This window comes from Microbacterium fluminis (assembly GCF_051549805.1).
In the GTDB taxonomy this organism is placed as follows: domain Bacteria; phylum Actinomycetota; class Actinomycetes; order Actinomycetales; family Microbacteriaceae; genus Microbacterium.
This window is the reverse complement of the sequence record NZ_CP196042.1, coordinates 2,833,959-2,848,946: the sequence shown is the minus strand read 5'-3', so window position 1 is coordinate 2,848,946 and position 14,988 is coordinate 2,833,959. Positions and strand designations below refer to the sequence as shown.

The window sequence follows — 14,988 nt, the reverse complement described above, 5'->3', positions numbered from 1 at the left end:
CACATGCCCGTTCGTCCCATCCGCCTCTTCGGCGACCCCGTCCTCCGTGCGCCCAGTGCTCCGATCGTCGACCTCGACGACGGGGTGCGCGCCCTCGTGCGCGACCTCGTCGACACCGTCGAGCTGCCCGGCCGTGCCGGGGTCGCCGCTCCGCAGATCGGCGTCGGCCTGCGCGCGTTCAGCTACAACATCGACGGCGACATCGGCTACGTGCTCAATCCGGTGCTCGTCGAGGTCTCGGGTGAGCCGTCGGCGATCGGCGAGGGATGCCTCTCGGTCCCCGGACTCTGGCACGACACGGTGCGCTACCCGCACGCCAAGGTGGTCGGTGTCGACCTCGACGGCGCCGAGGTTGTGCTGGAGGGCGACGGACTGCTCGCGCAGGCCCTGCAGCACGAGACCGACCACCTCGACGGGATGCTGTACATCCAGCGCCTGTCGCCGGAGACCCGCCGCATCGCGATGCGCGAGATCCGCGAGTCGGACTGGTTCTGAGTCGGGGCGCCGCGCCTACGTGAGCGACACGTTCGTGGTGTTCACGGGCACGGCGTAGAGCGCCTCGACGTCGGCGGCGAAGTCGTCCATGATGACGTTCCGCTTGATGCTCATCTTCGGCGTGAGGTGGCCGCTGGCCTCGGTCCACTCGATCGGCAGGATCGTGAACTTGCGGATCGACTCGGCGCGCGAGACGGACTCGTTGGCACGGTCGACCGCGCGCTGCACCTCGGCGCGCACCGCCTCGTTCGTGGCGGCGTCGGCGAGCGACATGTCGGCGGGGAGGCCGTTGTTGGCGAGCCACGTCGGCAGCATCTCGGAGTCGAGCGTGACGAGGGCGGAGATGAACGGCTTCTGATCGCCGACGACGACCACCTGGCCGACGATCGGGTTGGCGCGGATCGGGTCTTCGAGAGCCGCGGGCGCGACGTTCTTGCCGCCGGCGGTGACGATGATCTCCTTCTTGCGCCCGGTGATCGACAGGAAGCCGTCGGCGTCGAAGGAGCCCAGGTCGCCCGTGCGGAACCAGTCGCCGTCGAACGCGGCGGCGGTCGCCTCGGGGTTGCGCCAGTACTCCTTGAACACGTTGATGCCGCGCACCTCGATCTCGCCGTCCTCGGCGAGGCGGATGCCGACGCCCGGCAGCACCGGGCCGACCGTGCCGATCTTCGACTTGCGGGCCAGGTTGACCGTGGCCGGCGCCGTGGTCTCGGTGAGCCCGTAGCCCTCGAGGATCACCACTCCCAGACTGTGGAAGAAGTGGCCGAGGCGGGGGCCGAGCGGAGCGGACCCCGAGACGGCGTACACCACGCGTCCGCCCATCGCCGCGCGCAGCTTGCTGTACACGAGCCGGTCGAACAGCGCGAACTTCAGTCGCGTGCCGAGCGGGACCTTCCGGCCCTCCTGCTCGAGCTTCGAGTGCTCGATGGCGGTGTGTGCGGCGGCCCGGAAGATCTTGCCCCTGCCGCCGGCCTCGGCCTTCTGCTCCGCCGAGTTGTAGACCTTCTCGAACACGCGGGGGACGGCGAGGAGGAACGTCGGCTGGAACGAGCCGAGAGCGGGCAGCAGCTGCTTGGTGTCGGGCTGGTGGCCGGTCTTGACGCCCGCGTGGATGTCGAGGATCGAGATGAACCGGGCGAACACGTGGGCTGTGGTGATGAACAGCAGCGTGGAGGCGCCCGGGGTGTTGACGACCTCGGAGAGCGACTTGGCCGAGTTGCGCGCCAGCTCGACGAAGTTGCCGTGCGTGAGCACGCATCCCTTCGGCCGTCCGGTCGAGCCGCTGGTGTAGATGAGCGTGGCGATGTCGGACGAGTTCGCGAGGCCGCGGCGTCGCACGATCTCCGTGTCGGCGACACCGGTGCCGCCGCTCGCGAGCGTGTCGAGGTCGCCGCGGTGCATCTCCCACACAGAGCGGATGAGCGGCAGGTCGGCGCGCACCTCGTCGAGGCTCGCGGAATGCGCCACCGATTCGACGATGCACGCGACGGCCCCGGAATCGGACAGGATCCACTGGATCTGCGCCGGCGAACTGGTCTCGTACACGGGGACCATGACCGCGCCGGCATAGAACAGCGCGAAGTCGACCAGCGTCCACTGGTAGGTGGTGCGGGCGAGGAATCCGACCTTGTCCCCCGGCTCGACACCCGCAGCCGCGAACCCCTTGGCGAGGGCGATCACCTGGCGTTCGAACTCGGCGGCCGACACGTCCTTCCAACCGCCGCCTTCGGGGATGCCGAACAGCGCGAGATCGGGCGTGGCCTTCACCCGCTCGACGAGCAGATCCGCGACGTTCGCCTGCGGGTCGGCGGGGACGATGGCGGGGACTTCGAACTGGGTCACGGCAACTCCTTCGGTACCGGTGGGGGACGCTTCTGGCTCGATCGAGTCTAACCGGGCGGCGTGGACGGACCCGTCCGGAGATTCCGGATACCGCGTGGTGCGCACGGCTAGACTGCAACACGCCGCGGGCGCAGCCCTGTGGGCGGAGAGGACTGCGGTGCTGAAGGTCGGTGTCGATATCGGCGGGACGAAGATCGCCGGAGGGGTCGTCGACGCGTCGGGGACGATCGTGGAGAAGCTCCGCGTCGACACTCCGGGCGATACCGGCGCACTGGCGGATGCCGTCGTCGACATGGTCCAGCACCTCCGTGCGCACCACGACGTCGCCGCCGTGGGCATCGCCGCGGCCGGGTTCGTCGATCGCGATCGCGCGACCGTCATCCACGCCCCCAACATCGCCTGGCGCAACGAGCCGCTGAAGGCCGTGCTCGAGGCGCGCATCGGCGTGCCCGTGTCGATCGAGAACGACGCCAACGCCGCCGGATGGGGCGAGTTCCGCTTCGGCGCGGGCCGTGGAGTCACCGACATGGTGATGCTCACCATGGGCACCGGCGTCGGCGGCGCGATCGTGCTCGGGGGCGAACTGTTCCGCGGAGGTCACGGGATCGCGGCCGAGCTCGGGCACATGCGCTTCACCCGCGACGGGCTGCCGTGCGGGTGCGGGCAGAACGGATGCCTCGAGCAGTATGCGTCGGGTCGTGCTCTGCAGCGTCAGGCGAACGAGATCGCCGACGCCGGCGGGATCGGGGCGGCGCTGGCCGCGCTCCGCGCCGAGAAGGGCACGATCTCCGGCCCGGCGATCTCCCGACTCGTGCTCGCCGGCGACGCCGGTGCGACCGAGGCCCTGCGCCGCGTGGCGACCGCCCTCGGCGAGGCCTGCGGCGGGATCCAGGCGGTGCTCGACCCGCAGCTGTACGTGATCGGCGGGGGAGTGGCCCAGCTGGGCGACGACCTGCTCGGGCCCGTGCGTCTCGCCTACGAGACGGTGCTCCCCGGCTACGGCGACCGACCGGTCGCGACCTTCGCGATCGCACAGCTGGGCAACGACGCCGGGCTCATCGGGGTGGCCGACCTCGCCGTCGCGGTGCCCGCTCGGGTGGAGGTCTGAGGCGATGTTCTACTGGCTGATGAAGTACGTGGTGATCGGTCCGATCGTGAAGGCGGTCTGGCGTCCCTGGATCGTCGGCCGCCGCAACATCCCGGCCGAGGGTGCGGCGATCCTCGCGAGCAACCACCTGTCGGTCATGGACTCCATCTTCCTGCCCCTGCTGATCGACCGTCCGATGTCGTTCCTCGCCAAGAGCGACTACTTCACGGGCAAGGGCCTCAAGGGCTGGTCGACGCGGATGTTCATGAAGGCGACCGGGCAGATCCCGATCGACCGCTCCGGGGGCAAGGCGTCCGAGGCATCCCTCAACACCGGACTCCAGGTGCTCGGCCGCGGCGATCTGCTCGGCATCTACCCCGAGGGGACCCGCAGCCCCGACGGGAAGCTGTACCGCGGCCGCACGGGACTGGCCCGCATGGCCCTGGAGGCACGCGTGCCGGTCGTTCCCGTGGTCATGGTCGACACCGACACCATGCTGCCGATCGGGCACACCCTCCCGCGCATCGTGCGGGTCGGCGTCGTGATCGGCGAGCCGCTGGACTTCTCCCGTTTCGCCGGCATGGAGGGCGACCGCTACATCCTCCGCTCGGTCACCGACGAGATCATCGTCGCCCTGCAGCGTCTCGGTGAGCAGGAGTACGAGGATGTCTACGCCTCGACGGTGAAGGAGCGGGTCGCCGCAGCCGCCCGCGCCGCCGCATCCTGAGCATCGTGGCCGGGCCCGTCACCGAGCGCTGGCCGGCCACCGCGCCCGGATAGACTCGGGGGATGCCCTCGCAGCTCGACCCCCTGGATCACTGGCGCACTCTGCCGATCAAGCAGCAGCCCTCCTGGCCCGACCCGGACGCCGTCGCGGCCGTCTCGGCCGAGATCGCCACGCTGCCGCCGCTCGTGTTCGCCGGCGAGGTCGACAACCTGCGCGATCGTCTCGCGCGCGCGGCCTCGGGCAACGCCTTCCTGCTGCAGGGCGGCGACTGCGCCGAGACCTTCGCGGGCGCGACGGCCGAGCAGATCCGCAACCGCATCAAGACGGTGCTGCAGATGGCGGTCGTGCTGACCTACGGCGCGTCGATGCCCGTCGTGAAGATGGGTCGCATGGCGGGCCAGTTCGCCAAGCCGCGCTCGAGCGACTCCGAGACGCGGGGCGATGTGACCCTGCCGGCGTACCGCGGCGACATCGTCAACGGGTACGACTTCACCGAGGCATCCCGCGTCGCCGACCCGCAGCGCCTGCTGAAGGGGTACCACACGGCGGCATCCACCATCAATCTCATCCGCGCGTTCACGCAGGGCGGCTTCGCCGACCTGCGCGAGGTGCACTCGTGGAACAAGGGCTTCGCGCAGAACCCGGCCAACCAGCAGTACGAGCGCCTCGCCAACGAGATCGATCGCGCCATCAAGTTCATGGAGGCGGCCGGCGCCGACTTCGACGAGCTCAAGCGCGTGGAGTTCTACACCGGCCACGAGGGCCTGCTGATGGACTACGAGCGGCCGATGACCCGCATCGACTCGCGCACGGGCACGCCCTACAACACGTCGGCGCACTTCCTGTGGATCGGCGAGCGCACCCGCGACCTCGACGGCGCGCACCTCGACTACTTCTCGAAGATCCGCAACCCCATCGGGGTCAAGCTCGGGCCGTCCACGACGCCCGAGACGGCGCTCGCCCTGATCGACAAGCTCGACCCGGACCGCGAGCCCGGGCGCCTCACCTTCATCACGCGGATGGGCGCCGGCAAGATCCGCGACGCCCTTCCGCCGCTGTTGGAGGCCGTGCGCGATTCCGGCGCCACCCCGCTGTGGGTCACCGACCCGATGCACGGCAACGGCATCACGACGCCGACGGGCTACAAGACGCGACGGTTCGACGACGTGGTGGACGAGGTGCGCGGGTTCTTCGACGCGCACCGCGCCGTGGGCACGTTCCCCGGCGGCATCCACGTCGAGCTCACCGGCGACGATGTGACCGAGTGCCTCGGCGGATCGGAGCGCATCGACGAGGCCACCCTCGCCACCCGCTACGAGTCGCTGTGCGACCCGCGCCTCAACCACATGCAGAGCCTCGAGCTCGCCTTCCTCGTGGCCGAGGAGCTCGAGAAGCGCTGAGGCTCGCACGCTGAGCGAAGGGGATGCCGCGGGCCGCGGCATCCCCTTCGCCGTGACCGCTCGACACGCTCGGCGGCGAGAGGTCAGAGGCCGGGGGTGAGGGTGACCGTGCTGCCCTTGGGGGCGCTCGTGCCGGGCTTGGGATCGGTCGCCTTGACCTTGTAGAGGTCCCAGTACTTGAATCCCAACGGCAGGTCGCCGTCCTGGATGCCGGCGTTGACCTTGAACCCGAGCGCTTCGAGTGCGCGCACGGCGTCGCGCACGGACTTGCCGACGAGGTCGGCGGGAAGCTGCACCGGCTCCGGGCCCTTCGACACGACCAGGGTGACGGTCTCGCCGGGGTGCCAGCTGCCCCCGCCGGAGCGATCGGCGATCCCGATCACGGTGCCGTCGGGGACGGAGTCGCTGTACTGGTCGATGCGATCCTTCGCCACCGAGAGCTTCACACCCTCGAGCGCGCGCGTGGCCTCGCCGATGCTCAGGCCGTTCACGTTCGGGACCGGTCCGACCGACACCGCGAGCTGGGCCGAGTCGCCCTCGTAGAGGGTGCAGCCCTGCGTGCAGTCGACGGGGGCGCCTCCCGCACGAGGGGTGAACGACGCACCGATGACGGTGCCGCTGGCGGCATCCGTGAAGGAGAGCGCGTCGTCGGCGACCGTCAGGTTCCAGCCGGTCAGGGTCGCGCGCACCTCGGCGGCCGACATGCCGGCGAGTGCGGGAACATCGTGGCTCTGCGGTCCCTGCGACACGAGGAGCGTCACGGGGGAGTTCTTGTCGAGCCGCGTACCGGGACCCGGTTCGGTGCCGACCACCTGACCGGCGGCCACGTCGAGGCTGAACACCGGGCTCTCGGTGCCCACGAGCGTCTGCGCGGTGAGCGCGGCCTGCGCGTCGGCGGCCGCCCAGCCTGCGACATCCGGCACCGCCACCATCGACCCGGGACCGGAGCCGAACCACCAGCCCGTGCCGCCGGCCAGTCCGGCGAGAAGGATCACCAGAGCCAGGAGCCACGCGCCCTTCGCCGCCCGATGGCGACTCGCCCTCCGCAGCCTCGTGGCGTTGTCGGTCTCCTCCGCGGCCGCGATCGGTGCGGTGATCGTCGGCGGCAGCACGCGGGTGAGCTCACCGGAGTCGATGCCGTCGTCGGCGACGCGTCCGCTCACCGGGATCCTGCGCGCGACCTGCGGGGCGATCCCGAGCTCGCGCTCGATCTCGCGCACCCGCTGCAGCATCTCGGAGGCATCCGTGGGCCGGTCGTCGGGGGAGCGCTCGGTGGCCCACAGCACCAGCTCGTCGAGCGGCTCGGGGACACCGGGGTTCTTCACGCTCGGCCGCGGCACCGAGTCCGTGGCGTGCTGGAAGGCGATCTGCATCGGCTGCTCGCCCTTGTAGGGCTGCTCGCCGGTGAGCATCTCGTAGAGCATGATGCCGAGCGCGTAGATGTCGCTGCGGGCATCCGCCGTGCCGCGTGTGACCAGCTCGGGCGCGAGGTAGGCGATCGTGCCGAGCAGCTGCGCACCCGTCGCGGTGTTGGCGGTGGTCGCGCGGGCGAGTCCGAAGTCGCCGATCTTGATGCGCCCGTCTTCGGCGAGGAGCACGTTCTCGGGCTTCACGTCGCGGTGCACGATGCCGGCGCGGTGCGCCGCGGCGAGCCCGGACAGCACGGCATCCATGATGGTGATCGTCTGGGGGAGCGTGAGTCGGCGCTGCTCGCGGAGCAGTTCGCGCAGCGTGATGCCGGGCAGGTACTCCATCACCAGGTAGGCCATGTCGCCGTCCTGGCCCTGGTCGAACACGTTCACCACGTGAGGATCGGCGAGCCGTGCCGCGGCGCGCGCCTCCTGGATGAAGCGGCTCTGGAACACGGTGTCGTCGCTCAGGTGCCCGTGCATCACCTTGAGCGCGATCCGTCGCTCCAGACGCAGATCGGTGGCGACGTACACGGTCGCCATGCCGCCGCGCGCGATGCGCGCGCGCACCCGGTATCGGCCGTCCACGAGACGGCCGATCAGCGGGTCGGCCTGCTGACTCGTGCTCACGCTTCGAGTCTACGGACGCGGTGGCATCCGACCTGGGAGCGCCTCACCTACCGTGATCGGGTCGATACCCGATCATCCGAGAGCGGCCAGCCACGCTGCGGCGGGCTGCTCCCAGGCGGCGTAGCGGTCGGGGAAGGCGGAGATCTGCACCGCCTGCGCGGCGTCCGCGAAGCTCATCGACTCCCACCCGGGGATGTCGAGCAGCCCGCGGGTGAGAAGGCCGTTCGGATCGCCCGCGCCGCCGTAGAACGCGCGCGTCGCGCGGTCGGCGTCGCGAACCTGCTCCGCCGTTCCCCATCCAGTGCTCGGACGCTGCTGGAACAGACCGAGCGAGTCGCGATCGCCCCAATCGAGGTTGCGCAGCCACGACTCCTGCATCGCCGTGCCCAGGGCGATCGCGATGCCGCGATCGGGCACGCCGAGCTCCCGTCCGATCGCGATGATCAGTCGCGCGTTCGCGCTCTGCTCGGCGTCGAGGCCGGTCTCGGCGGGCGCGGGAGCGGGTGTCGGCGCGACGGCGGCGACGGGCTCGAGAGCGGATGCCGCGGCCGGCACGGCGATCGTCTGGCCGGGGTAGATGATCGAGGCGCGGGTCAGTCCGTTCGCCGCGAGGACCGCGTCGACCGTGGTTCCGTGCGCGGCGGCGATCGCGAAGACGGTGTCTCCAGCGAGGACCGTGTGAGTGCTCGCGGCCGGCGTTGCCGGAGGAGCGGGAGCGGCGACCGGAGGTGCGGGCGCGGCGGGTGCTGCCGGAGCGGCGGCACCGACGAGACGCAGGACCTGGCCGGGACGGATGATGGTGCTCCAGCCGAGCTCGTTCAGTGCCAGCACGTCCCGCGTGCGCAGTCCGTGACGCGCGGCGATATCGCTCACGGTGTCGCCCGGTTGCACGACATAGGTGTCGGGCGCGGCCGCGGCGACGCGCGCGGCGGTCCGCGGAGAGGAGACGGGGTGCGCGGCATCCCGGACCTGCGGCGTCCGCACCTCGGTCGGGGCCGCGGCCATCGCAGCGGAACCGGGCAGCACCCCGCAGGTCAGCGCCAGCGACCCCGCGATCGCGATCGGGGTGCCGGCGGTGAGAACGCGACGCGGCGGCAGTGACCATGGGCGGACCGGACGGATTCCGGTGATCTGTCGCATGAGTAAGTCCCCTCAGTCGACTCAGGCCACCGTGTCACGGAAGTAAATCAGTGTCAACAGAAGGGGAAGGAGAGGTGAATGAGACGAAAGTGACAGAAGTCAGGCATCCGGGACCATCCGTCTCCTCCTCGCAGCGTCGCGGGTGGCATCATGTGATCGTGACCGCGAACAGCACACCGCGCATCGAGACCGACTGGCTGACCCTCCCCGATCTGGTGGAGGCACTCGACGAACCCCTGGGGCGCGTCCGCCGCCTGCTCGACGAGGGACATCTCATCGCGAGTCGCCGCGACGGCACGCTCAAGGTGCCCGCGGTGTTCGTGGTCGACGGGCACCCGCTCGGATCCCTGCGCGGCACGGTCACCGTGCTGCACGATGCCGGCTTCACCGACGACGAGGCGATCGACTGGCTGCTCGAGGAGGAGGATTCGATCGGGGTCGCCCCGATCACCGCCCTGCTGGCGGGCCGGAAGAGCGAGGTGCGCCGCGTCGCCCAGACGCTCGCGTGAGCCGAATGCGCCGCGTCGCCCAGAGGCGGGCGTGAGACTCAGGACTCCCGGGCCGTCGCGGCACGTGCGAGGTCGCGCAGCTCGCTGACCGCGGCGTTGCCCAGCCGCGCGCCCGAGAGCGAGCGCTCGGCGGTGCGCGCGAAGTCGGCGATGAGCGTCTCGACCCGCTCGAGCGCGCCGCTGTCGACGATCGTCGCCTGCAGCGCTGCGATCTGTCCGTCATCCAGGCTCGGGTCGCCGAGCAGCTCGTCGACCGTGCGACGCGCCGACGCCGGCAGTCGCTCGCGGGCGTAGGCGATCAGCACCGTGCGCTTGCCCTCGCGCAGGTCGTCGCCGCTGGGCTTGCCGGTGACGCTCTCGTCGCCGAACACGCCGAGCACGTCGTCGCGCAGCTGGAAGGCCAGGCCGAGCGGATGGCCGAAGGCGGCGAGCGCCTCGCGCTGCGCGGCATCCGCTCCGGCGATCGCGGCGCCGACGGTCAGGGGCTGCTGGATGCTGTACCTCGCCGACTTCAGCGAGGCCACCCGCAGTGCCCGCTCGGCGTGCTCCTCGTCGGGCGCACTGCGGAAGGCGGATTCCTCGGCCACGTCGAGGAACTGTCCCACCGTGACTCCGCGGCGCATCGCCGCATACTCCGCGCGAGCGGCGGCCGCGGCGTCGGACGCCGCCTCCGCGAACCCCTCCTCGGCCAGGTCGTCGCTCCACGCGACCAGCAGGTCGCCGAGGAGGATCGCGCCGGATCGGCCGAACGCGGCGGCGTCGCCCGCCCACCCGGCGGCGCGGTGACGCGCCTCGAGCGCGCGGTGGGCGGCGGGGCGGCCGCGGCGGGTGTCGGAGTTGTCGATGAGGTCGTCGTGGACGAGGGCGGCGGCATGGAAGATCTCGAGCGCGGACGCGACGGCGATGACGGCCGTCGAGGGGGTGGCGACTCCGCCGGAGGACTCCTCCACAGCCCTCCACCCGGCGAGGCAGAACCGTGCGCGCAGACGCTTGCCTCCGGCCAGCGCGGCGCGGCCGGCCTCGACCAGCAGGGCCGCTTCCCCACCCCATGGGGCCGTTTCCTCCTGCTGCGCCACGAGGAAGGTGTCCAGTCGCTGGGAAACAGCCTCGATCGGGTCCGGAGCGGGCTTCACAGGCCTAGCCTAGTGATCGACGGCGCGCGTAGAATCAGTGCGACTTGGACCTTCAGAGGGGGAAGCATGCCACTCTCCGAGCAGGAGCAGCGTCTGCTGGACGAGATGGAACGCCATCTCATGCGCAACGACGCAGATGTCGTGAGCGCGCCGCAGGGCGGACGCGGGCTCAGCTACCGCAACATCGTGTACGGCACGATCCTCGTCCTGCTGGGCTTGGGCGGGCTGATCGTCGGCGTGTCCGTTCCCCTCGTGGTGGTGGGCGTGATCGCGTTCGTGGTGATGCTCGCCGGCGTGATCCTCGCCGTCACCCCCGCCCGCGGAGCGATCCGCGTCGAGGCCGAGCCCGGTCGCCCGGCGAAGGCGACCGCGCCGTCCACCTCCTTCATGGATCGCATGAACGAGCGCTGGGATCGCCGCCAGGGTGAGCGCTGAGCGCGTGACCCGCACCTGATCCGCCGCTAGCACTCCGCCGCAGCGCGGAGCAGCCGAGAAGCACCGACCTTCGGGTCGGTGCTTTTTTGCGTGCCCGGTCGGTGGTCGGGAAGGCGGACCCGCCGCCGAACGCAGACGCGGGGGCGACCCTGAGGCAATCCAGAGGCGGAATCCTGCGATTCGTCGCACCCAATCATAGTGAAGTGGAGGGAAGTGGAGTAAAGTGGCGCGTAATCCAGGGGGCCGGGACGAAGGGGGTGGTGGCGATGCTTTTGGGCACGCACACTCCCAAGCTCGACGACAAGGGCCGGGTGATCCTGCCGGCCAAGTTCCGTGACGACCTGGGTGCCGGAATCGTCATCACGCGAGGTCAGGAGCGCTGCCTGTACGTCTTCAGCACGGAGGAGTTCGAGCGCACGCACGAGCGCATCCGCGAGGCGCCCCTGTCGAACAAGCAGGCCCGCGACTTCCTGCGCATGTTCCTGTCGGGAGCGAGCGCCGAGAAGCCCGACAGCCAGAACCGCATCACCATCCCGCCGCACCTGCGCACCTACGCCGGACTCGAGCGCGAGCTCATCGTCACCGGCGTCGGCGCGCACGCCGAGATCTGGAACGCCGACGCGTGGAACGCGTACGCGGAGAGCAACGAAGACACGTACTCCGAGATGGAGCAGGAGGTGATCCCGGGACTGTTCTGACTCCCCGGCTGTGATCTCCAGCCGCTTCTGCCCTGACGCACTTCCCCGGCGCCAGGTCGGAGCGGAGGGGGATCAGGGTCTGGGAATCCGTCCCGCACACCATGAGCCTCCGCGACATCCACACCCCGGTCCTGCTCGAGCGCTGCATCGAGCTGCTCGCCCCCGCGATCGCCCACGACGGCGCCGTCGCGGTCGACGGCACGCTCGGCATGGGCGGGCACGCCGAGGCGCTGCTGCAGCGCTTCCCCGGACTCCACGTGATCGGCCTCGACCGCGATCACGACGCCCTCCGCATCGCGGGGGAGCGCCTCGCCCCCTTCGCCGACCGGCTCACCCTCGTGCACACCGTGTACGACGGCATCGCCGAGGCGATCGCCGGCGCCGGGGTGCGCACGGTCGACGGCATCCTGTTCGACCTGGGCGTCTCGTCGCTGCAGCTTGACGAGGCATCCCGCGGCTTCGCCTACGCGCAGGACGCCCCGCTCGACATGCGCATGGACCAGAGCTCGGGGACGACGGCAGCCGACATCCTCGCGACCTACGGCGAGGGCGACATGCGCCGCATCTTCGAGCGCTACGGCGAGGAGAAGCTCGCCGGTCGCTACGCCCGCGCGATCCTGGCCGCGCGTGCCCAGACGCCCATCGTGCGCTCGGGCCAGCTCGTCGACATCCTCCAGGCGGCGACGCCGGCCGCGCTCAAGCAGGCCGGTCACCCCGCCAAGCGGGTGTTCCAGGCCCTGCGCATCGAAGTCAACCGCGAACTCGCGGTGCTCGAGACCGCGATCCCCGCGGCGATGTCGACGCTGCGCGTCGGCGGCCGCATCGTGGTGATGTCCTACCAGTCGCTGGAGGACCGGCTGGTCAAGCGCGAGCTGCAGGATGCCTCGGCCTCCACCGCTCCGGCAGGGCTCCCCGTCGAGCTGGCCGAGCACGCCCCCCGCTTCCGTCTCCTCGTGCGCGGCGCCGAGACCGCCTCCGAGGAGGAGATCGCCCGCAACCCGCGCGCCGCGCCCGTGCGCCTGCGCGCCGCCGAACGACTCAGGGAGGCCTCGTGAGCGCCGCGTCCGTGTCCGCCGCGACAGCGTCGTCGATCGCCCCCTCCCGCCGGGGAGCGGATGCCACGCCCCGCCGCCTGCGCGCGCTCGACGCCCCCGCCCGCCGCCGCCCCCGCGTCGCCTACGCGGTGATCGCTCTCACCGGTGCGGTGCTGATCGGCGGCGCGCAGATGGTGCTGTCGATCCTCATGACCCAGGGCTCGTACGAGATCGCGAACCTCACCCAGTCGCAGCGCGAGGTCACCTGGCAGAAGCAGATCCTCAACGACGACGTCGCCGGCCTGAGCTCTCCGCAGTATCTCGCCGCGAACGCGGCGGCGCTCGGAATGGTGATCACGGAGTCGCCGAGCTACCTGCGTCTGAGCGACGGGGCGATCCTGGGACCCGGACAGGCGGCCGTCGGCACGTCGTCGATCGACGCGCTCGGCCGCGGCTCGGTCGCCAACAAGCTGATCTCCCAGACTCCGCTGATCACCGCTCCGAGCGCGACCATCCAGGGCGTGCCGACGCCCGCCCCCGATCCGAACGCCGTTGCGCCGGGCACCGGCCCCGCCACCGGCGTCGCCAACACGCCGCCCCCCATCACCGACGGCCTGCCGTCTCCGGCCACACACTGAGAGCATGACGACCCGAGCAACCCGCAGCCCGCGTCGGCGCACCGTCGTCGCCCTCGGCGTGGTCCTCGCCGTCCTCTCGGCGTTCATCGTCCGTCTGGTCGACATCCAGGTGGTCAACGCCGACCAGCACGTGCAGGAGGCCTCCGCGCTGAGCCTCGGCGGCGCGTCGACGCTGTACGGAACGCGCGGAGCGATCGTGGATCAGACCGGCAAGCCGCTCGCCGACAGCATCCTGCTCTACGACGCGCAGCTGAGTCCGATCAACGTGCAGAACTACACCGTCAGGAACGACGCCGGCGACCGCGTCTCGGTCCCGATCGCCGACACCGCCGCGAAGATCGCCGCGGTCACGGGCCAGACGCCCGACGAGGTGAAGAAGATCGTCGACGATGCCCTCGCGGTCAATCCGAACAACCAGTACGCGCTCCTCAAGAAGAGCATCTCGACGCAGATGTACCGTGCGCTGGCGGACCTGAACCTGCCCTTCCTGTACTTCACCCAGCACCCTTCCCGCACCTACCCCGACGGCGCGGTCGGCGGAAATCTGGTCGGCTACCTCAACATCGACGGCCAGCCGCTCAGCGGGCTCGAGCAGTCGCAGCAGGCGTGCCTGGCCTCCACGGACGGCCAGCAGACCTTCCAGCGCGGCAAGGACGGGGTCATGATCCCGGGCACCGAGGTCACCAAGCCCGCCGTCGACGGCGGCACGCTCCAGCTCACGATCAACCGCGACCTGCAGTGGTACCTGCAGCAGCTCGCGGCCGAGCAGGGGCAGAACATGGGCGCCAAGCGCGCCACCATCACCGTCGTCGAGGCCAAGACCGGCAAGATCCGGGCCGCCGCGGAATGGCCGGCGGTGGATCCGAACAACGTCAGCGCATCGCCCGTCGAAGACCAGTACAGTCACATCTTCACCGACCGCTTCGAGCCCGGGTCGACGTTCAAGGGCCTCACCGCCTCGACCGTCATCGACGCCGGAGGGCAGCATCCCGACTCCACCGTGTCCGCCAACGGCCTGGAGATCTTCCCCAACGGCGCGCGCATCCGCGACGCGGATCTGCACCCGACGTACAACTACACCCTCGCCGGAGTGCTGATCGACTCGTCCAACGTGGGCATCTCGAAGTTCAGCGAGAAGGTCGACAACCAGACGCGCTTCGACTACTTCCAGCGGTTCGGGATCGGTCAGGGCAGCGCGGTCGGGTTCCCCGGCGAGCAGACGGGCGTCGTCTACCCGGCCGCCCAATGGGACAACCAGACCCAGTACAACACCGCGTTCGGACAGGGCGTGGAGACCACCGTCCCGGAGCTCGTGGGCGCGTACGCGGCGATCGCCAACGGCGGCACCAAGATGCCGCTCTCCCTCGTCGAGTCGTGCACGAAGTCGGACGGGACCGTCGTCGCCCCCGACCTGCCCCAGCCCACGCAGGTGATCACTCCTGACACGTCGGCCCAGATGCGCCAGATCCTCGAGAACGTCGGGCTCCAGGCGAGCTACGCGGACATGATCAAGGTGCCCGGCTACCGCATCGCGGTGAAGACGGGTACCGGTGAGAAGTCCGACGGAAACGGCGGCTACAAGGCCGGCGTGTACTTCACCACGATGATCGGGTTCGCGCCCGCCGACGACCCGCAGTACGTCGTCGCGGTCACCCTCGACGAGCCGACTACGGTAACCTCGTCTGCGGCCAACGCGCCCGCTTTCCAGAAGGCAATGACGCAGGTGCTCAAGACCTACCGCGTGATGCCCTCCACCACGGAGCCCACCCTCCTTCCCAAATTCGGGTGACGCTCGTCCGCGCAGGTCGGAA

14 protein-coding genes are annotated in these 14,988 nt (G+C 70.5%); 10 read left to right on the top strand and 4 right to left on the bottom strand.

The window, feature by feature from the left end; all coding sequences use genetic code 11:
• Positions 1-3 precede the first annotated feature (3 nt).
• A complete protein-coding gene (locus ACSJDX_RS13770) occupies positions 4-495 on the top strand; it encodes a peptide deformylase (protein WP_438353211.1) in 492 nt (163 codons plus the stop codon).
• Positions 496-510: 15 nt separating this feature from the next.
• Here ACSJDX_RS13770 and ACSJDX_RS13765 read toward each other — a convergent pair whose 3' ends face one another.
• The gene (locus ACSJDX_RS13765) at positions 511-2,337 is read right to left on the bottom strand and encodes an AMP-dependent synthetase/ligase (RefSeq protein ID WP_438353210.1); all 1,827 of its coding nucleotides are present in this window, start codon (positions 2,335-2,337) and stop codon (positions 511-513) included.
• Between the two features lie 157 nt (positions 2,338-2,494).
• Here ACSJDX_RS13765 and ACSJDX_RS13760 point away from each other — a divergent pair, with 157 nt between their 5' ends.
• From ACSJDX_RS13760 to ACSJDX_RS13750, 3 genes are all read left to right on the top strand, one after another.
• Positions 2,495-3,445 carry an ROK family glucokinase gene (locus tag ACSJDX_RS13760; protein ID WP_438353209.1) on the top strand — a complete coding sequence of 317 codons (951 nt, stop codon included), beginning with the start codon at positions 2,495-2,497 and terminating at the stop codon, positions 3,443-3,445.
• A gap of 4 nt (positions 3,446-3,449) precedes the next feature.
• Positions 3,450-4,151 (top strand): lysophospholipid acyltransferase family protein, encoded by a 702-nt coding sequence (locus ACSJDX_RS13755; RefSeq protein WP_438353208.1) that lies wholly within the window; start codon positions 3,450-3,452, stop codon positions 4,149-4,151.
• Between the two features lie 62 nt (positions 4,152-4,213).
• Positions 4,214-5,551 (top strand): class II 3-deoxy-7-phosphoheptulonate synthase, encoded by a 1,338-nt coding sequence (locus ACSJDX_RS13750; protein WP_438353207.1) that lies wholly within the window; start codon positions 4,214-4,216, stop codon positions 5,549-5,551.
• Positions 5,552-5,634: 83 nt separating this feature from the next.
• Here the strand turns inward: ACSJDX_RS13750 and pknB are convergent, their stop codons facing one another.
• Both pknB and ACSJDX_RS13740 read right to left on the bottom strand, forming a co-directional pair.
• Positions 5,635-7,590, bottom strand: a complete 1,956-nt coding sequence (gene pknB / locus ACSJDX_RS13745; protein ID WP_438353206.1) for a Stk1 family PASTA domain-containing Ser/Thr kinase — start codon at positions 7,588-7,590, stop codon at positions 5,635-5,637.
• Between the two features lie 72 nt (positions 7,591-7,662).
• Entirely contained in the window at positions 7,663-8,730 is a 1,068-nt protein-coding gene (locus tag ACSJDX_RS13740) for a LysM peptidoglycan-binding domain-containing protein (protein WP_438353205.1), read from the bottom strand.
• A 158-nt stretch (positions 8,731-8,888) separates the two neighbouring features.
• On the opposite strand from ACSJDX_RS13740, the gene ACSJDX_RS13735 reads away from it, so the two are divergent.
• A complete protein-coding gene (locus ACSJDX_RS13735) occupies positions 8,889-9,239 on the top strand; it encodes an Rv2175c family DNA-binding protein (protein ID WP_438353204.1) in 351 nt (116 codons plus the stop codon).
• Positions 9,240-9,277: 38 nt separating this feature from the next.
• On the opposite strand, the gene ACSJDX_RS13730 is transcribed toward ACSJDX_RS13735, so the two are convergent.
• Entirely contained in the window at positions 9,278-10,372 is a 1,095-nt protein-coding gene (locus ACSJDX_RS13730; RefSeq protein ID WP_438353203.1) for a polyprenyl synthetase family protein, read from the bottom strand.
• Between the two features lie 66 nt (positions 10,373-10,438).
• Between ACSJDX_RS13730 and ACSJDX_RS13725 the strand changes: the two genes are divergently transcribed.
• The 5 genes from ACSJDX_RS13725 (at position 10,439) to ACSJDX_RS13705 (ending at position 14,966) form a co-directional block, all read left to right on the top strand.
• Positions 10,439-10,807 carry a DUF3040 domain-containing protein gene (locus tag ACSJDX_RS13725; protein WP_438353202.1) on the top strand — a complete coding sequence of 123 codons (369 nt, stop codon included), beginning with the start codon at positions 10,439-10,441 and terminating at the stop codon, positions 10,805-10,807.
• Positions 10,808-11,073: 266 nt separating this feature from the next.
• Positions 11,074-11,505 (top strand): division/cell wall cluster transcriptional repressor MraZ, encoded by a 432-nt coding sequence (mraZ, locus tag ACSJDX_RS13720; RefSeq protein ID WP_438353201.1) that lies wholly within the window; start codon positions 11,074-11,076, stop codon positions 11,503-11,505.
• Positions 11,506-11,606: 101 nt separating this feature from the next.
• Positions 11,607-12,560, top strand: coding sequence for a 16S rRNA (cytosine(1402)-N(4))-methyltransferase RsmH (gene rsmH / locus ACSJDX_RS13715; RefSeq protein ID WP_438353200.1), 954 nt, complete (start codon positions 11,607-11,609; stop codon positions 12,558-12,560).
• Entirely contained in the window at positions 12,557-13,177 is a 621-nt protein-coding gene (locus tag ACSJDX_RS13710) for a hypothetical protein (protein WP_438353199.1), read from the top strand. The genes rsmH and ACSJDX_RS13710 overlap by 4 nt, the downstream gene beginning before the upstream one ends.
• A 4-nt stretch (positions 13,178-13,181) precedes the next feature.
• Positions 13,182-14,966 (top strand): peptidoglycan D,D-transpeptidase FtsI family protein, encoded by a 1,785-nt coding sequence (locus tag ACSJDX_RS13705; RefSeq protein WP_438353198.1) that lies wholly within the window; start codon positions 13,182-13,184, stop codon positions 14,964-14,966.
• Positions 14,967-14,988: the final 22 nt, after the last annotated feature.